General features: G+C 60.6%; 19 protein-coding genes. 12 read left to right on the forward strand and 7 right to left on the reverse strand.

Annotated elements, in window-relative coordinates; all coding sequences use genetic code 11:
* Positions 1–6: 6 nt before the first annotated feature.
* Positions 7–1059 carry a uroporphyrinogen decarboxylase gene (hemE, locus tag RLW41_RS08970; RefSeq protein WP_414464266.1) on the reverse strand — a complete coding sequence of 351 codons (1053 nt, stop codon included), beginning with the start codon at positions 1057–1059 and terminating at the stop codon, positions 7–9.
* A gap of 451 nt (positions 1060–1510) precedes the next feature.
* Between hemE and RLW41_RS08975 the strand changes: the two genes are divergently transcribed.
* The 5 genes from RLW41_RS08975 to dnaQ are packed head-to-tail and all read left to right on the forward strand — an operon-like array spanning position 1511 to position 5143.
* Positions 1511–2362 carry a pyruvate, water dikinase regulatory protein gene (locus RLW41_RS08975; protein ID WP_409561508.1) on the forward strand — a complete coding sequence of 284 codons (852 nt, stop codon included), beginning with the start codon at positions 1511–1513 and terminating at the stop codon, positions 2360–2362.
* Positions 2355–2966 (forward strand): Maf family nucleotide pyrophosphatase, encoded by a 612-nt coding sequence (locus tag RLW41_RS08980; protein WP_414464267.1) that lies wholly within the window; start codon positions 2355–2357, stop codon positions 2964–2966. The genes RLW41_RS08975 and RLW41_RS08980 overlap by 8 nt, the downstream gene beginning before the upstream one ends.
* Positions 2963–3793: a shikimate dehydrogenase gene (locus tag RLW41_RS08985; RefSeq protein ID WP_414464268.1), complete on the forward strand. Its 831-nt coding sequence runs from the start codon at positions 2963–2965 to the stop codon at positions 3791–3793. The genes RLW41_RS08980 and RLW41_RS08985 overlap by 4 nt, the downstream gene beginning before the upstream one ends.
* Positions 3794–4411: a dephospho-CoA kinase gene (coaE, locus tag RLW41_RS08990; RefSeq protein WP_414464269.1), complete on the forward strand. Its 618-nt coding sequence runs from the start codon at positions 3794–3796 to the stop codon at positions 4409–4411.
* 21 nt (positions 4412–4432) lie between these two features.
* Positions 4433–5143 carry a DNA polymerase III subunit epsilon gene (dnaQ, locus tag RLW41_RS08995; RefSeq protein ID WP_409561512.1) on the forward strand — a complete coding sequence of 237 codons (711 nt, stop codon included), beginning with the start codon at positions 4433–4435 and terminating at the stop codon, positions 5141–5143.
* Between the two features lie 6 nt (positions 5144–5149).
* Here the strand turns inward: dnaQ and secB are convergent, their stop codons facing one another.
* Together secB and RLW41_RS09005 are read right to left on the reverse strand one after the other, a co-directional pair.
* Positions 5150–5644: a protein-export chaperone SecB gene (gene secB / locus RLW41_RS09000; protein WP_414464270.1), complete on the reverse strand. Its 495-nt coding sequence runs from the start codon at positions 5642–5644 to the stop codon at positions 5150–5152.
* Positions 5645–5756: 112 nt separating this feature from the next.
* The gene (locus RLW41_RS09005) at positions 5757–6287 is read right to left on the reverse strand and encodes an FxsA family protein (RefSeq protein WP_409561514.1); all 531 of its coding nucleotides are present in this window, start codon (positions 6285–6287) and stop codon (positions 5757–5759) included.
* Between the two features lie 299 nt (positions 6288–6586).
* Here RLW41_RS09005 and RLW41_RS09010 point away from each other — a divergent pair, with 299 nt between their 5' ends.
* The 3 genes from RLW41_RS09010 to RLW41_RS09020 all read left to right on the forward strand — a co-directional run bounded on the left by RLW41_RS09010 (position 6587) and on the right by RLW41_RS09020 (position 9405).
* Positions 6587–7342 (forward strand): Tim44/TimA family putative adaptor protein, encoded by a 756-nt coding sequence (locus RLW41_RS09010; protein ID WP_409561515.1) that lies wholly within the window; start codon positions 6587–6589, stop codon positions 7340–7342.
* A 102-nt stretch (positions 7343–7444) separates the two neighbouring features.
* Positions 7445–8764, forward strand: a complete 1320-nt coding sequence (locus tag RLW41_RS09015; protein ID WP_414464271.1) for a murein transglycosylase A — start codon at positions 7445–7447, stop codon at positions 8762–8764.
* The gene (locus RLW41_RS09020; protein WP_414464272.1) at positions 8761–9405 is read left to right on the forward strand and encodes a Smr/MutS family protein; all 645 of its coding nucleotides are present in this window, start codon (positions 8761–8763) and stop codon (positions 9403–9405) included. The genes RLW41_RS09015 and RLW41_RS09020 overlap by 4 nt, the downstream gene beginning before the upstream one ends.
* Before the next feature lie 2 nt (positions 9406–9407).
* On the opposite strand, the gene RLW41_RS09025 is transcribed toward RLW41_RS09020, so the two are convergent.
* Entirely contained in the window at positions 9408–9926 is a 519-nt protein-coding gene (locus RLW41_RS09025; RefSeq protein ID WP_414464273.1) for an invasion associated locus B family protein, read from the reverse strand.
* Positions 9927–10433 carry an RNA methyltransferase gene (locus RLW41_RS09030; RefSeq protein WP_013950169.1) on the reverse strand — a complete coding sequence of 169 codons (507 nt, stop codon included), beginning with the start codon at positions 10431–10433 and terminating at the stop codon, positions 9927–9929.
* A 52-nt stretch (positions 10434–10485) separates the two neighbouring features.
* Between RLW41_RS09030 and RLW41_RS09035 the strand changes: the two genes are divergently transcribed.
* Positions 10486–11463, forward strand: coding sequence for an NADPH:quinone oxidoreductase family protein (locus RLW41_RS09035; protein WP_409561518.1), 978 nt, complete (start codon positions 10486–10488; stop codon positions 11461–11463).
* A gap of 12 nt (positions 11464–11475) precedes the next feature.
* On the opposite strand, the gene thpR is transcribed toward RLW41_RS09035, so the two are convergent.
* Both thpR and RLW41_RS09045 read right to left on the reverse strand, forming a co-directional pair.
* Entirely contained in the window at positions 11476–12054 is a 579-nt protein-coding gene (thpR, locus tag RLW41_RS09040) for an RNA 2',3'-cyclic phosphodiesterase (protein WP_414464274.1), read from the reverse strand.
* A 29-nt stretch (positions 12055–12083) separates the two neighbouring features.
* Positions 12084–12800, reverse strand: a complete 717-nt coding sequence (locus RLW41_RS09045) for an arylesterase (protein WP_414464275.1) — start codon at positions 12798–12800, stop codon at positions 12084–12086.
* A gap of 52 nt (positions 12801–12852) precedes the next feature.
* Here RLW41_RS09045 and RLW41_RS09050 point away from each other — a divergent pair, with 52 nt between their 5' ends.
* From RLW41_RS09050 to RLW41_RS09060, 3 genes are all read left to right on the forward strand, one after another.
* Complete coding sequence (locus RLW41_RS09050) at positions 12853–13620, forward strand: ABC transporter ATP-binding protein (protein WP_414464276.1); 768 nt, start codon at positions 12853–12855, stop codon at positions 13618–13620.
* The gene (locus RLW41_RS09055; RefSeq protein ID WP_414464277.1) at positions 13617–16196 is read left to right on the forward strand and encodes an ABC transporter permease; all 2580 of its coding nucleotides are present in this window, start codon (positions 13617–13619) and stop codon (positions 16194–16196) included. The genes RLW41_RS09050 and RLW41_RS09055 overlap by 4 nt, the downstream gene beginning before the upstream one ends.
* Positions 16197–16299: 103 nt before the next feature.
* Positions 16300–17061: a Bax inhibitor-1 family protein gene (locus RLW41_RS09060; RefSeq protein ID WP_414464278.1), complete on the forward strand. Its 762-nt coding sequence runs from the start codon at positions 16300–16302 to the stop codon at positions 17059–17061.
* The last annotated feature ends 51 nt before the right edge of the window (positions 17062–17112 follow it).

Below are 17112 nucleotides of genomic sequence, written 5' to 3' on the forward strand. Positions count from 1 at the left end.
CGTGCCTCACGATGCTTTGCGCACACGCGCGACGAGCCGCGCAACATTTTCAGGCGGTGTCTCTGGAACGATGCCGTGTCCGAGGTTGAAGACGAATGGCAGCCCGGCCATCGTTTCGCAAATCGTGTCGACACGCTGGTCGAGGGCATCGCCGCCCGTCACGAGCAACAGCGGATCAAGATTGCCCTGCAAGGCTTTGCCTGTTCTTGCGATCGTCTGCATCACGCTCAGCGGGCAAGATGTGTCGCAGCTGACGCCATCGACGTCGGTTCCGTCGATATAGGTTTGCAACGAAGCCGCGGCGCCGCGCGGAAAGCCGATGATCGGAACAGCGGGGAAGCGTTCGCGGATCGCACGAACGATGCGGGCAGTCGGTGCGATGACCCAGCGCGCAAATTCGTTTTCGGCAAGGCTTCCAGCCCAACTGTCGAAAATTTGGATTGCATTGGCGCCGGCTTCAATTTGCCCCGTGAGATAAACAATCGACGTTTCCGTCAGGATATCGATGAGTTGCTGAAAGCCTGCCGGATCGCGATAGGCCCAGCCTCGTGCCGCTGCTTGGTCCGATGAACCTTTGCCTTCGGCCATGTATGTCGCGACGGTCCACGGTGCCCCACAAAATCCGATCAAAGCTGTTTCGCGCGGCAGTGCTTCGCTCAGCCGCTGGACCGTTTCGCAAACGAGCGCAAACTTGTCGTTGGTGTTCGATAGGGCGAGTCGGGCGAGGCCAGCAACGGATTTGATCGGATCGAGGCGCGGACCTTCGCCTTCGGCGAAGCGAACGCTCTGGCCCAGCGCATCGGGCACGACGAGAATATCGGAAAACAGGATCGCGGCATCGAAGCCGAAACGACGGATCGGCTGCAACGTCACTTCAGCGGCGAGCTTTGGCGTGTAGCAGAGATCGAGGAAGCTGCCGGCTTCGGTGCGGACCTGGCGGTATTCCGGCAGGTAGCGGCCGGCTTGCCGCATCAGCCAGACTGGAGGCGGTGTGACGGCCTTGCTCGCAAACGGTTGCAGGAAGCGCTTGTCGAGCAGTTCGGATTTCAGGTCGCGCACCTTCGTTCTTCCCTTCACTTCAGATCAGATAAATTTTCTTGAAGCTTATTTTTTTGACTCTTAGGCCGGGGAGGATCGGGGATCGGCTAGCGATCCACGCGTCATCCACAAGGTATCCCATTGCCGGATCGTGTAGCACGAGGCGTAGCGCTTGTGGGGCGGCTGGCGCAATAGGGCCTTAAGACGCCCATTAATCAAGGCCTTGCAGGTAATGTGCGCCGCCAACCCGAAGGGACATCCTGTTAAGAACGGGCATACGAGGCCAGGAGAGCGTGGTTGTTCCTTTGGACGGCCATTCGCTGAACAACATCTTTCCCTTTTGCCAGGATGTGGGTATCGCCGTGGGCGAGAGGATGGTTGTTCTCTCAACCGATGGGTCGTCCACGGGGGCAGGGGATAACATGCGAGTTTTGAACATGCCGCCGGGCGTCATTTTCGAGAGATCATCGCCATGACGCTGCCGAGCCTCTTTCACATGCATCTCGTCTCGGATTCGACCGGTGAAACACTGGTGGCGATCGCAAAAGCGGCGACGGTGCAGTATCAGAACATTCGCGCCATCGAGCATGTGCATCCGCTGGTGCGAACGCAGCGGCAATTGAAACGCGTGCTGGCCGATATCGAGCAGGAGCCCGGCATCGTTCTCTATACCATCGTCAATACGACGCTGGTGGCCGAGCTTGAAGCGCATTGTCAGCGACTCAAGATTCCGTGCCTCGCCGTATTGCAACCGATCATGAAAGTTTTCGAAAGCTATCTTGGCGCACCGCAGACGCCGACAGTCGCGGGCCAGCATGTACTCGACGCCGACTACTTCCGCCGCATCGATGCGATGAACTTCACTATGGCGCATGACGACGGCCGGCTGCCCGACAATCTCGATGATGCCGATATCGTGCTGCTCGGTATTTCGCGCACATCAAAGACGCCGACGTCGCTCTATCTCGCCCAGCGCGGTTACAAGACCACGAACTTGCCGCTGGTGCCGCAAGTGCCGCTGCCGGAGCAATTGTTGCAGCCGCATACGGCGTTCATCGTCTGCCTGATCGCGAACGTCGATCGCATTGCGGACGTGCGCCGCAATCGCGCAATTCTGATGGCCGACCGCGATCTCGAAACCTATGTCGATCGCGATACGATCTCAGCGGAGATTGCGTATACGCGAAAACTTGCGGCACAACACGGCTGGCCGATCATCGACGTGACGCGTCGTTCGATCGAGGAATCAGCCACGATGATTCTGAAACTTTTGCAAGACCGGAAATCCGGTACGCGACCGGAGGTGGAACCGTCCAATGCCTGAATCAACGCGCCTCGTGCTCGCGTCTGGAAGCGCGGCGCGCAAAGCATTGCTCGAAGCCGCTGGATTGACGTTCGATGTCGTTCCAGCACAAATCGACGAAGCCGCCATTCGCACAGCCATTCTCGAAGAAACGATGGGAGCCGAAGCGAGCGATATCGCAAGCGTGCTGGCAGCCGAGAAAGCCCGCGCCGTGTCGGAACTGCATCCGGAAGCATTGGTGATCGGCGCCGATCAGGTTCTGGTGCTCGGCGGCAAGATTTTTTCCAAGGCTGAGACGATGCTGGAAGCGCGCGATCATTTGACGATGATGCGCGGACGCACGCACGATCTCGTTTCTGCAGTGGCGCTTGCACGCAACGGCGTCGTACACTGGCAGACGCTGGCGGTCGCCGGAATGACGGTGCGCGATTTCTCCGACGAGTTTCTAGGGGCCTATCTCGAACGCATGGGGGATCGGGCGTTGGCGAGCGTCGGATGCTATGAGCTCGAAGGCACCGGCGTGCAGCTTTTCGAGCGGATCGAGGGCGATTATTTCACGATCCTCGGCATTCCGCTGCTGCCGCTGCTGCAGCGTCTGCGTGATGAAGAGATGATCACGGCATGAAGAAAGCATGTGTCATCGGCTGGCCGATTGCGCAGTCGCGATCGCCGCTCATTCACGGCTATTGGCTACGCAAGTATGGGATCGAAGGTTTCTATACGAAGGAGCCTGTCGAGCCGAAAGATCTCGTTACGTTTCTTGCCACGATGAAAGAGCGCGGGTTCCTCGGCTGCAACGTCACCGTTCCGCATAAGGAGCGCGCGTTCGGATCGGCAGACATCAAGGATGCGTCCGCGGTGGCGATCGGCGCCGCGAACACGCTTTGGTTCGAGGGCGATGCGCTCGCTTGCACGAACACCGATACCTACGGGTTTATGGCCAATCTTGATTGGCGTGCGCCGGGTTGGCGCGCGGTCGATGGGCCGGTTCTGGTGCTTGGTGCGGGCGGCTCGGCGCGGGCTGTCATCTATGGTCTTTTAGACAGCGGGCGGAGCGATATTCGCGTCTTTAACCGCACCCTTGACCGGGCGGAAGACATTGCGCGGCACTTCGGCGCAGGGGTGTCCGCGTGGGCGTGGGATGTCCGGAATAATCACGTCGGGGAAGCATCTCTTATCGTTAATACGACAACTCTCGGTATGAATGGCGTCGGCGATCCCGAGATCGACTTCCGCTCTGGCAAAAAGGACGCTGTTGTCGCTGATCTTGTTTACGTCCCGTTGGAAACTCCGCTCTTAAAGTCCGCACGCACGCATGGATTGGTGGGGGTCGACGGTCTCGGCATGCTGCTCCATCAGGCTGTTCCCGGATTTGAAAAATGGTTCGGGGTCCGGCCTGAGGTTTCCTCCGAGCTTTATACCCTCGTTGCTGACCATATTCGCGAGGGATGAATGCGCGTCGTGGGACTGACCGGGTCGATCGGTATGGGCAAATCGACAGCTGCAGCGCGGTTTCGCGCGCGCGGGATCGCAGTGTTCGATGCCGACGCGGAGGTGCATCGGCTTTATGCCGGGCCGCTGGCTGACGAAATCGAAAAGGCATTTCCGGGATCGCTGACGAACGGCGTGGTCGATCGCGCCAAACTTACCGAACATCTGCTCGCTGCGCCACATCGATTCAAAGAGCTCGAGGCCATCGTGCATCCGCGCGTGCATGAGGCTGAGCGCAAATTCCTGCAGGCCGAATACCACCATGGTTCGGAGCTTGCCGTTCTCGAAGTGCCGCTGTTTCTCGAAGCCGCGCGCGATGAGCATGTCGATGCGATCATCGTTGTTACCGCTTCGCGTGAGGTTCAGCGCGCGCGCGTGCTTGCACGTGCGGGAATGACGGACGAAAAATTCGAAGCCGTGGTGGCACGCCAGCTTTCGGAAGCCGAAAAGCAGATCCGGGCCGATTTCGTTGTGGACACCAGCGGATCGGTCGAAAACTGCAACAGCCAAATCGACGTCGTCATCACTAAACTACCGGCCTTGAGCGCCACGGCCTACGAGCAGTTCTGGCGCGATTGACGCCAGGCTTGAAGGACCAGAATGCGCGAAATTGTTCTCGACACGGAAACAACGGGCCTCGATCCGAAAAAGGGTCATCGCCTGATTGAAGTCGGCGGTATCGAGATGATCAACCGCATTCCGACGGGACGCGAGTTTCATCGTTTCATCAATCCGCAGCGTGACGTGCCGAGGGAAGCACAAGAGATTCACGGAATCGCGACGGAGTTCCTGTTCGACAAGCCGCTGTTCAAGGACGTGGTGCGCGACCTGCTGGCGTTTCTGGCGGATGACGTTCTCGTCATTCATAACGCGCAATTCGACATCATGTTTCTCAATTACGAGCTGGGGCTTGTCGGTGAGAAGCCGATCAGTTTCGATCGTGTGGTCGATACGCTCGCGATCGCGCGGCGTCGTCATCCGGCGGGCCCGAATACGCTCGACGGGTTGTGCAAACGCTATTCCATCGACAATTCCGTGCGCACGAAGCATGGCGCGCTCGTCGACAGTTTGCTTCTGGCGGAAGTTTACGTCGAGCTGCTCGGCGAACGTCAGGCGGCGCTTGGATTGCAGACCGTTGGCGCGAAAGCAAACGGCCTGCGGCCCGGCGCAGGGCGCACTCTCGCGGCGGTTCGGCCAGAGCCGCTACCGCCGCGCATTGGCGAGGCCGACATCGCCGCGCACCAGTCGTTTATCGAGAAAATGAAGACGCCGGCGCTTTGGCTCAACTTCTGGAATAAAACGTCGGCGTGAGGTCGATCAGGCGTCGGTGCGGCCAGCCGACTGAGCGCGCTGACGTTGGCGCTGAACGTAAAGGCCGCCGAAGTCGATCGGATCGAGAAGCAGCGGCGGGAAACCGCCTTCGCGGGTGATGTCGGCGACGAGACGGCGCAGGAACGGGAAGATCATCGCTGGGCCGGAAATCAGCAGGAACGGCTCAAGCGCGCCATCGGGAATGCTGTCGATTTTTAGCAGTCCGGCGTAGACCGTTTCGAGCACGTAGATCGTGCCGAGGTTGTTCGTTGCGGTCGCCTTGAACTCGATTGCGGTCTCGTAGAGATCGCCGTTGATGCGCTGGGCGGCGACGTTAACCTCGACCTGAAGGTTCGGCTGATCGCCGGCGCCGGCAATCAGCTTGTGGACGTTCGGATTCTCGAACGAGAGATCCTTGATGTATTGGTTGACGATCTTGGCTTGGATCGGAACCTGTCCGTCGTTCGCTGCGCCGTTTCCATTGTTTTCGTTGTCGGCCATGGATCCCCTCCCGCGGCGTCGCGATACTTAAATTTTGATGCGGGGTCGCTAGCACGTCGATCCGGGTGACGCAATCAAATGCGCTTGCAAGTCTTTCCCGAAACACGTGTCGCTATGAGCGGGATCGGCGCGGCTGGACGGATCTGCCGGGGCGAATAGGCCGCTCGCTGACGCGCTCATATTCGCCTTCGATTACGATGCCGTCGGCATCGGCGGGCGGAACATCGTCTCTGGCGCGAAACGTCTCGCGGCTGACCTCAGCCTGATAGTGGAACAGCGTGACGAGCTTCAGCAGGCCGGTTTGGATGACGATGCGGCGGATCGGCGGCACGAGCAGGATCAGGCCGCAGAAATCGGCAATGAGACCGGGAAAGATCAGAAGCAGCCCGGCGAGAACCTGGAGGAAGCCATCGAAGAGGGGCGAGAAACCTTCCCGTTCGGATCCCAAGCGCGACAGCGCGCGTTCGAAAACAGAAAGACCGACGCGGCGGATGACATATGTGCCGAGAATGCCGGTGCCGATAATGATCGCCGCGAGCCACCAGATGCCGATGAGCTGGCCAACACGGATCAGCAGCCCGATTTCCAGCAACGGAAGGGCTGCGAACGCGAGGACCAGGGCGATTTTCAAGGGTTGAGACATATGCTCTTACCTAACGAACGCGACACCTTAGCGCGGTTGCATGTCAGCGGCCACACACCTTCCCGACGCGGGGGCGGACGTTTCAACACTATTTGCGTTGCTCTTGGCGCTTACCATGAGGCAACGTCACATTCGCAGGCCGAAAGATGGACGGCAGACGCGGCAACCTTAAGGTGCTATAGCTGCCATCTTCAAAACGTCCGTCCGCAGCCTTAGATAGGTGATAGGGTTGCGGCAATCGATCCGGGTGCCCACCGGCATCTCTGTCCTTGTCCCCCACCGGAGCGCTGACCTTTAGAATGTACGGCCAATTTGATCTCATAACGCTGATTGCTCTTGTCGTCGCGGTTGCTGCGATCATCAAGCTCAGGAGCGTGCTTGGCCATCGCACCGATGAGGACGAGCAGCGCGTCGAGCGGCTGAAAACGCGTGAGCGCGAAGCTGCGCAGCGTCCGGCGACCGAAACGGCGTCGGCCGACGTCATCGCGATGCCGCGCCGCGACCGGGAACCCATGCCGCCTGCTCCGGCGCCGGAAATGTCCGGTCCGAGCGTCGAAGCAAAAATTCGCGCCTATCCGGTACAGGATCCGGCCGTCACGGCTGGCTTGCTCGATATTGCGAAGCTCGATCCCTCGCTCGATCCCGAGTCGTTCGTGGCCGGCGCCGGACGCGCTTACGAGATGATCGTGTCGGCGTTCGCGGAGGGCAATCGCCGGGCCTTGAAAGACCTTCTGAGCAAGGAAGTTTATGATGGATTTACCACCGCGATCGCCGACCGCGAAGCGCGTGGGGAGACGATCGAGCAGCAGTTTGTCGGTATCAAAAAGGCTGAGATCGTCGAAGCCGAAGTCAAAAACGGCGTCGCGTCTGTGACGGTGCGCTTCATGAGCGAACTGATCTCGGCAACGCGTGACAAGGCCGGTCAGGTCATCGCGGGCGACGCGCAGAAGATCAAGGACGTGACGGATATCTGGACGTTCAGCCGTGATGTGTCGACGGCGAAGGCCCGGAGCAATCCGAATTGGCGGCTCGTCGCGACGCAGGCGCCAAATTAAGTCACGATTAAGCGGTACGTGCTTTTCTGAGGGGCGGTGTACACCGCGCACGGATTAAGAGGTCGTTGAGGACTGCGTGGGTCGGGCACCGGGGGGCGCCTTGTGACCAAGTGTGCGTATCACCCGAGATTTTTCCTGGTCAGCCGTCTTGCGATGGCGACTGCGCTGGTGTTTCTGTCCCATAATCTTATCGTTGATGGTCAGCCAGCGCTGGCCGACCCTTCGTCGCCGCCACCTCAAACTCAAGCTTCGCCTGCGATGCCGCCGAGTGCCGTTACGTTCGAGCCTATGGCGTTCAGTGAGCTTCCCGGCTGGGCGGCTGACGATCATCTGGCGGCGTGGAAGGCTTTTTTAGCCTCGTGCAAGCCGGTCCTGCGGGCGGGCGCCCGTCCTGCCAAACCAGGAAGCACCGGAGAACCGCAGGCCCTTCTCGACATTTGCTCGACTGCGCTCGAACTGTCGAAAACGAAATCCATTCGTACGCGCAGCGAAGCGCGGCAGTTCTTTGAAGCGAACTTCCGGCCGCATCGCATTAGCGGTGGTGACAGCGAAGGTCTGCTGACGGGCTATTATGAGCCGGTCATCAAGGGATCGCGGACGCCGACGGCGATCTATAAGATTCCGATCTACAAGCGTCCGCCCGATCTGGTGAACATGGTGGCGGAAAGCGAGCGCGGGGCGAAGTCAGGGTCTTTCACGCATCAGCGGAAGACTGCGAAGGGCCTTGAGCCGCATCTGACGCGCTCCGAGATCGAGGAGGGCGGTCTCGCAGGGCATGGGCTTGAACTCATGTATCTCAAGGACCAGGTCGACGTCTTTTTCATGCAGGTGCAGGGGTCGGGGCGCATTCAACTGCCGAACGGCGAAAAAGTGCGCGTGACCTACGACGGCAAAAACGGCTATCCCTATACATCCATCGGAAAAGAATTGATCGCCGACGGTCAAATGACGGCCGAGGAGATGTCGCTTAAATCGCTGAAGAGCTATCTTCGGGCAGACAAAGATCGCGCTAAACCCGTGATGTGGAAGAACAAGTCCTACGTCTTCTTCAAGGAGCTTCTAGGCAATGAGGCGAAGGCGCCGATGGGGGTCATGAGCATTCCGCTGCAGACCGGACGGAGCCTCGCCGTCGATACAACGTACTACGCGATTGGAACGCCAATCTATGTCGATGCGCCACGGATCACGCACGCCACGACGTCGAAGGTTTTTCGCCGCTTGATGGTTGCGCACGATGTCGGCTCGGCGATCAAGGGTACCGAGCGCGGGGACATCTATTTCGGTTCAGGCGCCGATGCCGGGCGGCGGGCCGGCGTCACGAAGCAGCCCGGTCATCTCTATGCATTGCTGCCGAATGAAACCAGCACTGACTATGGCATCCCGGCGGTTCCGGACCCGAAGACTGCGAGCATGGAGCCGTGAAGAAGCGGCAAGGGCCCGGCGCCAAAAAAGGCGGATCGACCGGCGATGACGATCATGAGGTTTGGCACTATGCGGCGGCAACGGTCGAGCCGCTGAAGCGCGCCAAGGGCCGTTTTCATCCCGCCAGCGAGGCCGTCAAACAAGGGCACGTCAAACCGAAAGCCGCGCCGAAAGCTGCCGGGCGCGTGGAGCGCGCCGCGAGCAAGCAACGCGCGGAAGTGGCGCCCGTTGAAGTGCCCGCCGTCAAGCCGTCGCGTACGGCCGCGCCAGAGCTTGCGCTTTTCGACCGCAATAGCGTGCGGAAGATTCGCGGCGGGCGTCTCGACATCGAAGCACGGGTCGATCTGCATGGCATGCGCCAGCACGAGGCGCATGCGGCTTTACGGCGATTTCTGCTGAGCTGTCAGGCGCGGGGCCTGCGCTATGTCCTGATCATCACAGGCAAGGGCAAGGCGCTGGGTTCGCAGGCCGCCCACATCGGTGAAGCGGATCGCGAGCGCGGCGTGTTGAAACGCAATGTGCCACGCTGGCTGGAAGAACCGGATTTGCGCGCGATTGTCGTCAGCTTCACGACGGCTGCTATTCAGCACGGCGGCGAGGGCGCCATCTACGTGCATTTGCGCGCGCGCCATCGCGTGTAAGTTCAGAAGCAGGTTTGCTGGAGTTTCTGCAGGGCCTGTCCGATGCCGCTCAAAGAATAGGTATCTGTAACCGTCGCGCCGCTCGCGGGCGTCGCCGCGACGGTCATAGTGCTGCCTTTGCGCATGGCTTCGACGAGCTTCAGCTCGCGGGTCGAATCGGAGACGTAGACGCGGTCGCCGGAGCCGAAGAGCCGAAAACCTGCGGGGCTTACGGTCGCCATGCCGGGCGTGTTTTTCTTGATGCGAAAACCCATGCGGAAGCTGACTTCGGCGCGAATGCCGTCTTTCGGCCAAGCGGAAATGTAGGCCCGAGGCGACTGGCGATTGACGCTCCCCGATTGGCTTGCTGTCGGCTCGCTGGTGATGAAACAGAAAAGATGCGGATCAGCAGTGTCGGTCATCAACGACCAGGCGCCATAGGTGTTGACGCGCGTCATCTGCTGCTCGGCGCCGAACGCTCCTCCGCCGGGTACTGCAGCAATCAACAACAGAATAGCTAAGGTCTTCCCGACATTCGGCATTCAAGGTCCCCCCTCGCCGATCGGCCGATCGGCAAACCGAGCCAGCGATTTAATGCGGTCATACATCACGATAGCGCCGGCCATCGCAACATTGACGCAAAAGGCTGTCGGGATCTTGACGACATAGTCGCAGCGTTCGATCAGCGGTTCGGACAGCGAGCCGAGCTCGGGTCCCAGCACATAAGCCGCGCGCAGCGGATGGCGGAAGCTCGGCAGATCTATCGCATCGTCGAGCAGCTCGATGCCGACCAGCTTGCAGCCGCCGGGCAGAGCCATCTCGTCGAGCGAGGACCAATTGTAATGCGGCAAATGCAACTGACTTTTGGACGTGTCGGCGTAGGCCTCAGCGGCTTTGTAGGTGGCGCCAACGGTAAAGGTAAAGCTTGCCCCGAAAGCATGGGCCGAGCGCATCAGGTTACCGAGATTGAGCGACTTCGACATGCGTTCGGCGCCGATGGCGAAATAGCCTTTCGGATGCGGCGGCCATGTGGTCGCTTTTCTTGACATTGGGTTCCGCTCGTGTGTGTCAGAGAGAGATGCAGCGCGAGGGACGTCACATATGAAGGCAGCTCTTTGCAAGAGCCTTGAGGGGCCGAACGGCCTCGTTATCGAGACGCTGGCGGAGCCGGTGCCGCTGGACGGCCAGGCGATCGTCCGGGTTGCGGCAGTCGGTCTCAATTTCGCCGATACGTTGATTACGCGCGGCAAATATCAATTCAAGCCGGATTTACCGTTTTCCCCGGGTGCCGAAATCGCGGGCGTGGTCGAGAGCGTGGGGCCGAACGATCTCGGGATTCACGTGGAACAGCCGGTGATGGCCTACGTCAACTGGGGCGGGGCGGCGGAAAACATCGCGGTCGACATCGGCAAGCTGGTGCCCATTCCGGACGGGGTGCCGATGACGGTCGCGGCCGGGCTTTCGGTGACCTACGGCACGGCGATTCATGGGCTCGCAGATCGCGGTCAGCTCAAGGCCGGAGAAACGGTCGTCGTGACCGGCGCGGCAGGTGGCGCTGGGCAGGCGGCGGTGGAGATCGCAAAGCTGATGGGCGCGCGCGTCATCGCGGTCGTGTCATCGGATGAAAAAGCGAAAATCGCCAAGGCTGCCGGGGCCGACGAGGTGATCTTGTTTCCCGGATCGGATCTCAAAACGGAAGTTCGCAACCTCACTGGCGGTCGCGGCGCGGACGTCGTCTACGATTGTATCGGCGGAGAGGCATCCGAACCGCTTGTGCGGGCTTTGGCGTGGGAAGGGCGCTTTCTGGTCGTCGGGTTTGCGGCGGGTGAAATTCCAAAAATTCCGCTCAACCTGCTGCTGTTGCGTGGCGCGGAGATCGCAGGCGTTTTCTGGGGCGAAGCGGTGACGCGCAATCCCGCCGGGCATCGCGCCAATATGGTTCGCGTCTTGGACTGGGTGCGCGAGGGGCGGCTCAGGCCGCGCGTTCAGGCGACGTATCCGCTCGAAGACATCGTGTCGGCGTTGGGTGTGCTCGACCGTCGCGAGGCGACCGGCAAGATCGTGCTGACGATAAGCTGACGCGGTCGCGCGTTACCAGCTCACGTCGCCTTCGCCTTCATCTGCCAGGAAGCCCATGCCGCGCATCGGGAAGCGTTCTTCGACGCCGTACGGCCCGCCGCCAACGCTTGGGCGCGAGGACATCAGCAATGTTCGTGCAACGAAAAACGGCTCCGAGCGATAGCCGCCGTAGCGCGACAAGTAACGGGCAATGGCATCGACGTTCGAATGTTTCAGGCGGGCGAGCGTGACATGCGGTTTGAACGCCCGCGTATCGGGCGCAAGACCGGCATTGCGTGCGGCTTTCTCGTGGGCGCGGGCGAGGTCTTCGAGTTCGGGTTTGGGTTCGACGCCCGCCCAGATCGAATGCGGATCGTCACCGCCGAAGACGCCAAGACCGGACAAGCGCAGCTCGAATCCGTCAGGTTCGATGCGGGCGAGGTTGTCGGCAAACTCGCGCGCTTGAACGTTGCCGATGTCGCCGGCGAACCGCAGCGTGATGTGGTAGCTCTCCGGTTTAATCCAGCGCGCGCCGGGAAGAGGCATACGCAACCGATGCAGCTCGTCGCAAATATCGTCAGGCAGTTCGATGGCCGTAAACAAGCGGGGCATTTCAGGATGTCCTTGCTCGTAGGCGGGGCTTAAGGCGCAGCCCCTTTTGCTGTCGTCTCACTTTGGTCGATGCGCGCGATAAGCGCTTCGACGTCAGGCAGAATGCGTTTCACGATTTCGGCAACGCCTTTGGCCGTCGGATGCAGACCATCGGGTTGCGTGAATGAGGGATCGAGCGCGACGCCTTCGAGAAAAAACGGATAAAGCGGAACGTCGTATTTTTTTGCGAGATCCGGAAAGATCGCATCGAATTTTTTGGCGTAATCGTCGCCCCAGTTGTTCGGCGCTTTCATGCCGGTGAGCAGAACGGGAATGCCTTTGGCTTTGAGATCGGCCAGCATCTTGTCGAGGTTTTCGCGCGGGACTTTCGGATCGATGCCGCGCAGCGCGTCGTTGGCGCCAAGCTCCATGATGACGGCGTCGGGTTTGGGATCGAGCGCCCAGTCGAGGCGTTCCAGCCCGCCCGACGTCGTATCGCCCGAAACGCCGGCATTCGTTACGGTGACCTTGTGTCCCTTGGCCTGAAGCGCCATCTGAAGCTGGGTCGGGAAGGAGTCGCTGGTTTTGACGCCGTAACCGGCCGTCAGACTGTCGCCGAAGGCGACGATCGTCAGTGGGCGCGACGACACGGCAGTTGCAGAGGTTACGAGCGGAGCCATCATCCCGGCACAGATCAGTACGCGAAAGGCGGTCTTCGCAATCCAGCCAGAAACCCGGTTCGGGGCGCGGGAAGCTTTAGCGTTCATCTTTCGGCCCCACACATCACACATTTCATGAGCTGACGTAGAGGCTCAATGTGTGCGGCACAAGTCCGATACGACACACATCAGCCACGACAAGGCAGGGCATCTTAGCTTGAGCGATCCGATCATTAAACTCGACAATGTGCAGTTGACCTTAACGAGCCGCGCCGGGCCGGTACATATCCTGCGTGGCGTGTCGCTTGCGATTCCGCGCGGGCAATCGGCGGCGATCGTCGGGCCTTCTGGATCGGGCAAGACCTCGCTGCTGATGACGATGGCGGGCCTCGAAAGGGCGACAAGCGGGCGCATTACGGTCGCGGGGCGCGAACTCGGATCGCTGTCGGAAGATAATCTGGCCGTTCTTCGCGGCGCCGACATGGGCATCGTGTTCCAGTCGTTTCATCTCGTGCCGACGATGACGGCGCTGGAAAATGTCGCCCTGCCGATGGAGCTTGCGGGCGAAGCAAAGGCCTTCGAGACGGCGCGCGACCTCTTGGCGGAAGTGGGCTTGAGCGCTCGTGTCGATCATTTCCCGGCGGAGCTTTCGGGCGGCGAGCAGCAGCGCGTTGCGATTGCCCGGGCGTTGAGCCGGTCGCCGGATATTCTGTTCGCAGACGAGCCGACCGGCAATCTCGACGGGCGAACGGGCAAACAGATTATCGAGCTGTTGTTCGGTCTGCGCGAGCGGCGCGGCGCGACCCTCGTGATCGTCACGCATGACAACAAGCTTGCGGCAATGACCGATCGCGTGATCCGCATGACGGACGGCGCAATCGTCGCCGACGAGAGGACGGAAGCCGCTATGCGCGCGGTGTCGTCGTGACGGCACTCTCGAATTTGGACGGCGCGGCTCAGCCGAAGCGCGCGAGTATTCTCACCATCGTTCGTCTCGGTTTGCGCGAAATTCGCAATGGTTTCGATGGTTTTCGCATTTTCATCGCCTGCCTGGCACTGGGTGTGATGGTGATCGCGGCCGTCGGCGCGCTGGCCGATGCGTTGCGCGCCGGACTTACGAAACAGGGCGAGGCGATCCTCGGCGGCGATGTCGTGTTCGCGCGGATGCATGTTCGCGGCACGCCCGAGGATCAGCAGCTGTTTCACAGTCTCGGGCGGGTGAGCGAAACGGCGACGATGCGAACGATGGCGCGGCGTACCGACGGTTCGGATCAGGCCCTGGCGGAGTTGAAAGGCGTCGATGGCGCTTATCCGCTCGCAGGGACGGTGACGCTGAAGAGCGGTGGCACATTTGCCGAAGCGCTTTCCGGACAGGGCGCCGTCGCCGATGCCATGTTGCTTGATCGGCTCGGTCTCAAGATCGGCGACGAGATGCGCATCGGCTCAGAAAGTGTGGTGATTAAAGGCATTCTCGATAACGAGCCGGATGCCATCGTCGACCGCATGACCTATGGCCCGCGTGTGTTCGTGTCACTCGCGACGCTGGAAAAAACCGATCTCATCAAGCCCGGCACACTCATTCGCTGGCGCTATGCGATCAAGTTGCCGACAGGTGCGCCAAGCGACCGTGGGGCGCTTTCGAATTTGCGCAAATCGGTTGCCGAAAAACTTCCGACCGGCGGCTACACCAGCAACGATCGTTATGATCCGTCACCGCAGATCAGCCGGGCGCTCGACCGCTTGCGGCAGTTTCTCATCCTGATCGGGCTGGCATCGCTGCTGGTCGGCGGCGTGGGCATTGCGAACGCGGTTTCCACGTTCATCGACAAGCGCATGAAGGTGATCGCGACGCTCCGCAGCATCGGCGCGTCGGGTTCGCAGATCATGGGCATATTCCTGGTGCAGCTCGTCATCATGAGCGCGGTCGGCATTGCGATCGGCCTCGCGCTCGGCGTTGCGGTGCCGTCGATCATCGACGAATTCTACGGTGATTTGCTGCCTGTTCGGATCAACGTCGAGGTATCGCCGCTCAGTCTGGGACTCGCGGCGCTCTATGGCGCGCTCGTTGCGTTGCTGTTTGCGCTCTGGCCATTGGGACGAGCGGAAAACGTATCGGCGACGGTTCTTTTTCGCGACAGCATTAACGGATCCGGCGGTCGGCCGCGAACATCGCTGATCGTGTTGATGGCGGCGCTCGGTGCGGCGCTGATCGCGATCGCGGTGTTGACGTCGGAGCCACGGTCGATTGCGCTCTGGATTCTTGCCGGGCTGGTCGTCATGCTGGTCGTATTCGGCTGGCTCGGCGGATTTCTGGCGCGGATGGCGCGTCGCCTGCCGCGCCCGTCGCGGCCGGAATTGGGACTGGCGTTGCGCAACATCGGTTCGCCTGACGGGCTGACGCGTTCTGTCGTGTTGTCGCTCGGGACTGGCCTTTCGCTGCTCGTCGTGGTGGCACTCGCGAATGCTTCACTGGTGGCGGATCTGCGGGACCGCTTGCCTGAGGAAGCGCCGGATTATTTCCTGCTCGACATTCCGCCCGGAGATTTCGATGGGTTGAAGGCGCGCATCGCGCAAGACGCGCCGGGCACGTCACTGGTCGAAGCGCCGATGCTGCGCGGCCGGATCGTCGCGATCAAAGGCACGCCGGTGGAGGATCTCAAGTTTCCGTCCGATACCCAGTGGGTACTGAACGGCGACCGCGGCCTGAGTTATTCCGACAGCATTCCAGAAGGTTCGACACTCACCGCCGGTTCCTGGTGGGCGAAAGACTACTCCGGGCCGCCGCTCGTATCGTTCGAGGGCGAAATCGCGAAAAAACTCGGCCTCGGGCTCGGTGACAGCGTGACGATCAATGTGCTCGGACGGAATATCGCGGCGAAGGTCGCAAGCCTGCGCGAGGTGAAGTGGGAGAGCATCGCCCTCAACTTCATCATGGTGTTCTCGCCGAACACGCTGCGGGCGGCGCCGCATAATCTGCTCGCGACGGTGCGCCTGCCGCCGGGAACGGCGGCGGATGTCGAAACCCGGATGGTGCGCGATATCGGCCGGTCCTATCCGTCGGTCAGCGCCATTCGCGTTCGCGACGCCATCGATCAGTTCAGCAAGATCTTCGCGAAAGTGATGGTGGCGGTTCAAGTTGCAGGTAGCGTGACCCTGACGGCGGGCGCGCTCGTTTTAGCAGGTGCGCTCGTAACGGCGCAGCGGCGGCGAATCCTGGAAGCCGTGATCCTGAAGACGATCGGGGCACGGCGGCGGCAGATTCTCATGGCGCACGCCTGGGAATATGCCTTGCTGGCCGTGATTGCGGCGCTCGTCGCCATTCTGCTCGGCAGTGTCATCGCTTGGGTTGCCGTTACCCGCGTGATGGAATTGGATTATGTCTTTTCGCTCAATGCCGTTTTCGTGACGCTTGGGGTTGCAGCGGCTATGATTGCGGTGTTCGGCGGGATCGGAACGTGGATGATCCTTAAGGCTCCGCCTGCAAGTTACCTGCGTTCAGAATAAAAGCATTCTGCTTTTGGTTTCCGGACCTTGAAAGGTTTCGGCGGCAGGATCATATTCTACGCAGAACCGGCAGTTCGCCGGATAACACGAGGATTCGAGGACCATGGCTGAAGTTTTTTCGCGACCAAATAGCCCGTACGGCAGCGCGCGGACATCTGGCGCGATAGACCAGGGGCTGCGCTCGTTCATGCTCGGCACCTACAACTACATGGCGCTCGGTGTTGCCGGTACGGCGGCCGTTGTCATGCTTCTTATGGCCAACCCGCAGGTCATGGCAGCGATTGCGCTGGGCCCGATGAAATGGGTTCTGTTTGCCGCCGTCATGGGTCTTGGCTGGTTTGCACCGCGTCTTTTCTTCGGCGGCAGTAACGTCGTCGCCCACGGCGCTTATTGGCTCTACTGCGCGGCCTGGGGCGCTTTGATCGCTCCGATGATTTCGCTTTACGTTTCGACCGGCATGGCTGGCCTCGTCGGTCAGGCTTTCTTCATCGCCGCCGCGATGTTCGCGGTCACGAGCCTCATCGGCTACACCACGAAGAAGGACATGACCGGCTGGAGCGGTTTCCTGTCGATGGCGTCGATCGGCCTGATCGTCGTCATGCTCGGCAGCTTCTTCTTCATCACCGATCCCGGCACCAGCAAGACGGTCAGCATGGGTATCTCGGCCGTCGTCGTGCTGCTCTTCTCGGTCATCACGGCGTTTGAAACGCAGGCGATCAAGTCGATGTACATCGAGAATGTCCAGTATGGTGGCGAAGAGCAGCTGAAGCGGTCGTCGATCTTCGGCGCCTTCATGCTTTACGGCTCGTTCATCACGCTCTTCATTCACATCCTGAACCTGTTGGGAATGGCGAATCGCAACTAAGAGCGAGAAATCAAATTGAGAAAGGCCCCGGAATCCGGGGCCTTTTTTGTT

This window comes from Hyphomicrobium sp. DY-1 (assembly GCF_047497105.1).
In the GTDB taxonomy this organism is placed as follows: Bacteria; Pseudomonadota; Alphaproteobacteria; order Rhizobiales; family Hyphomicrobiaceae; genus Hyphomicrobium_B.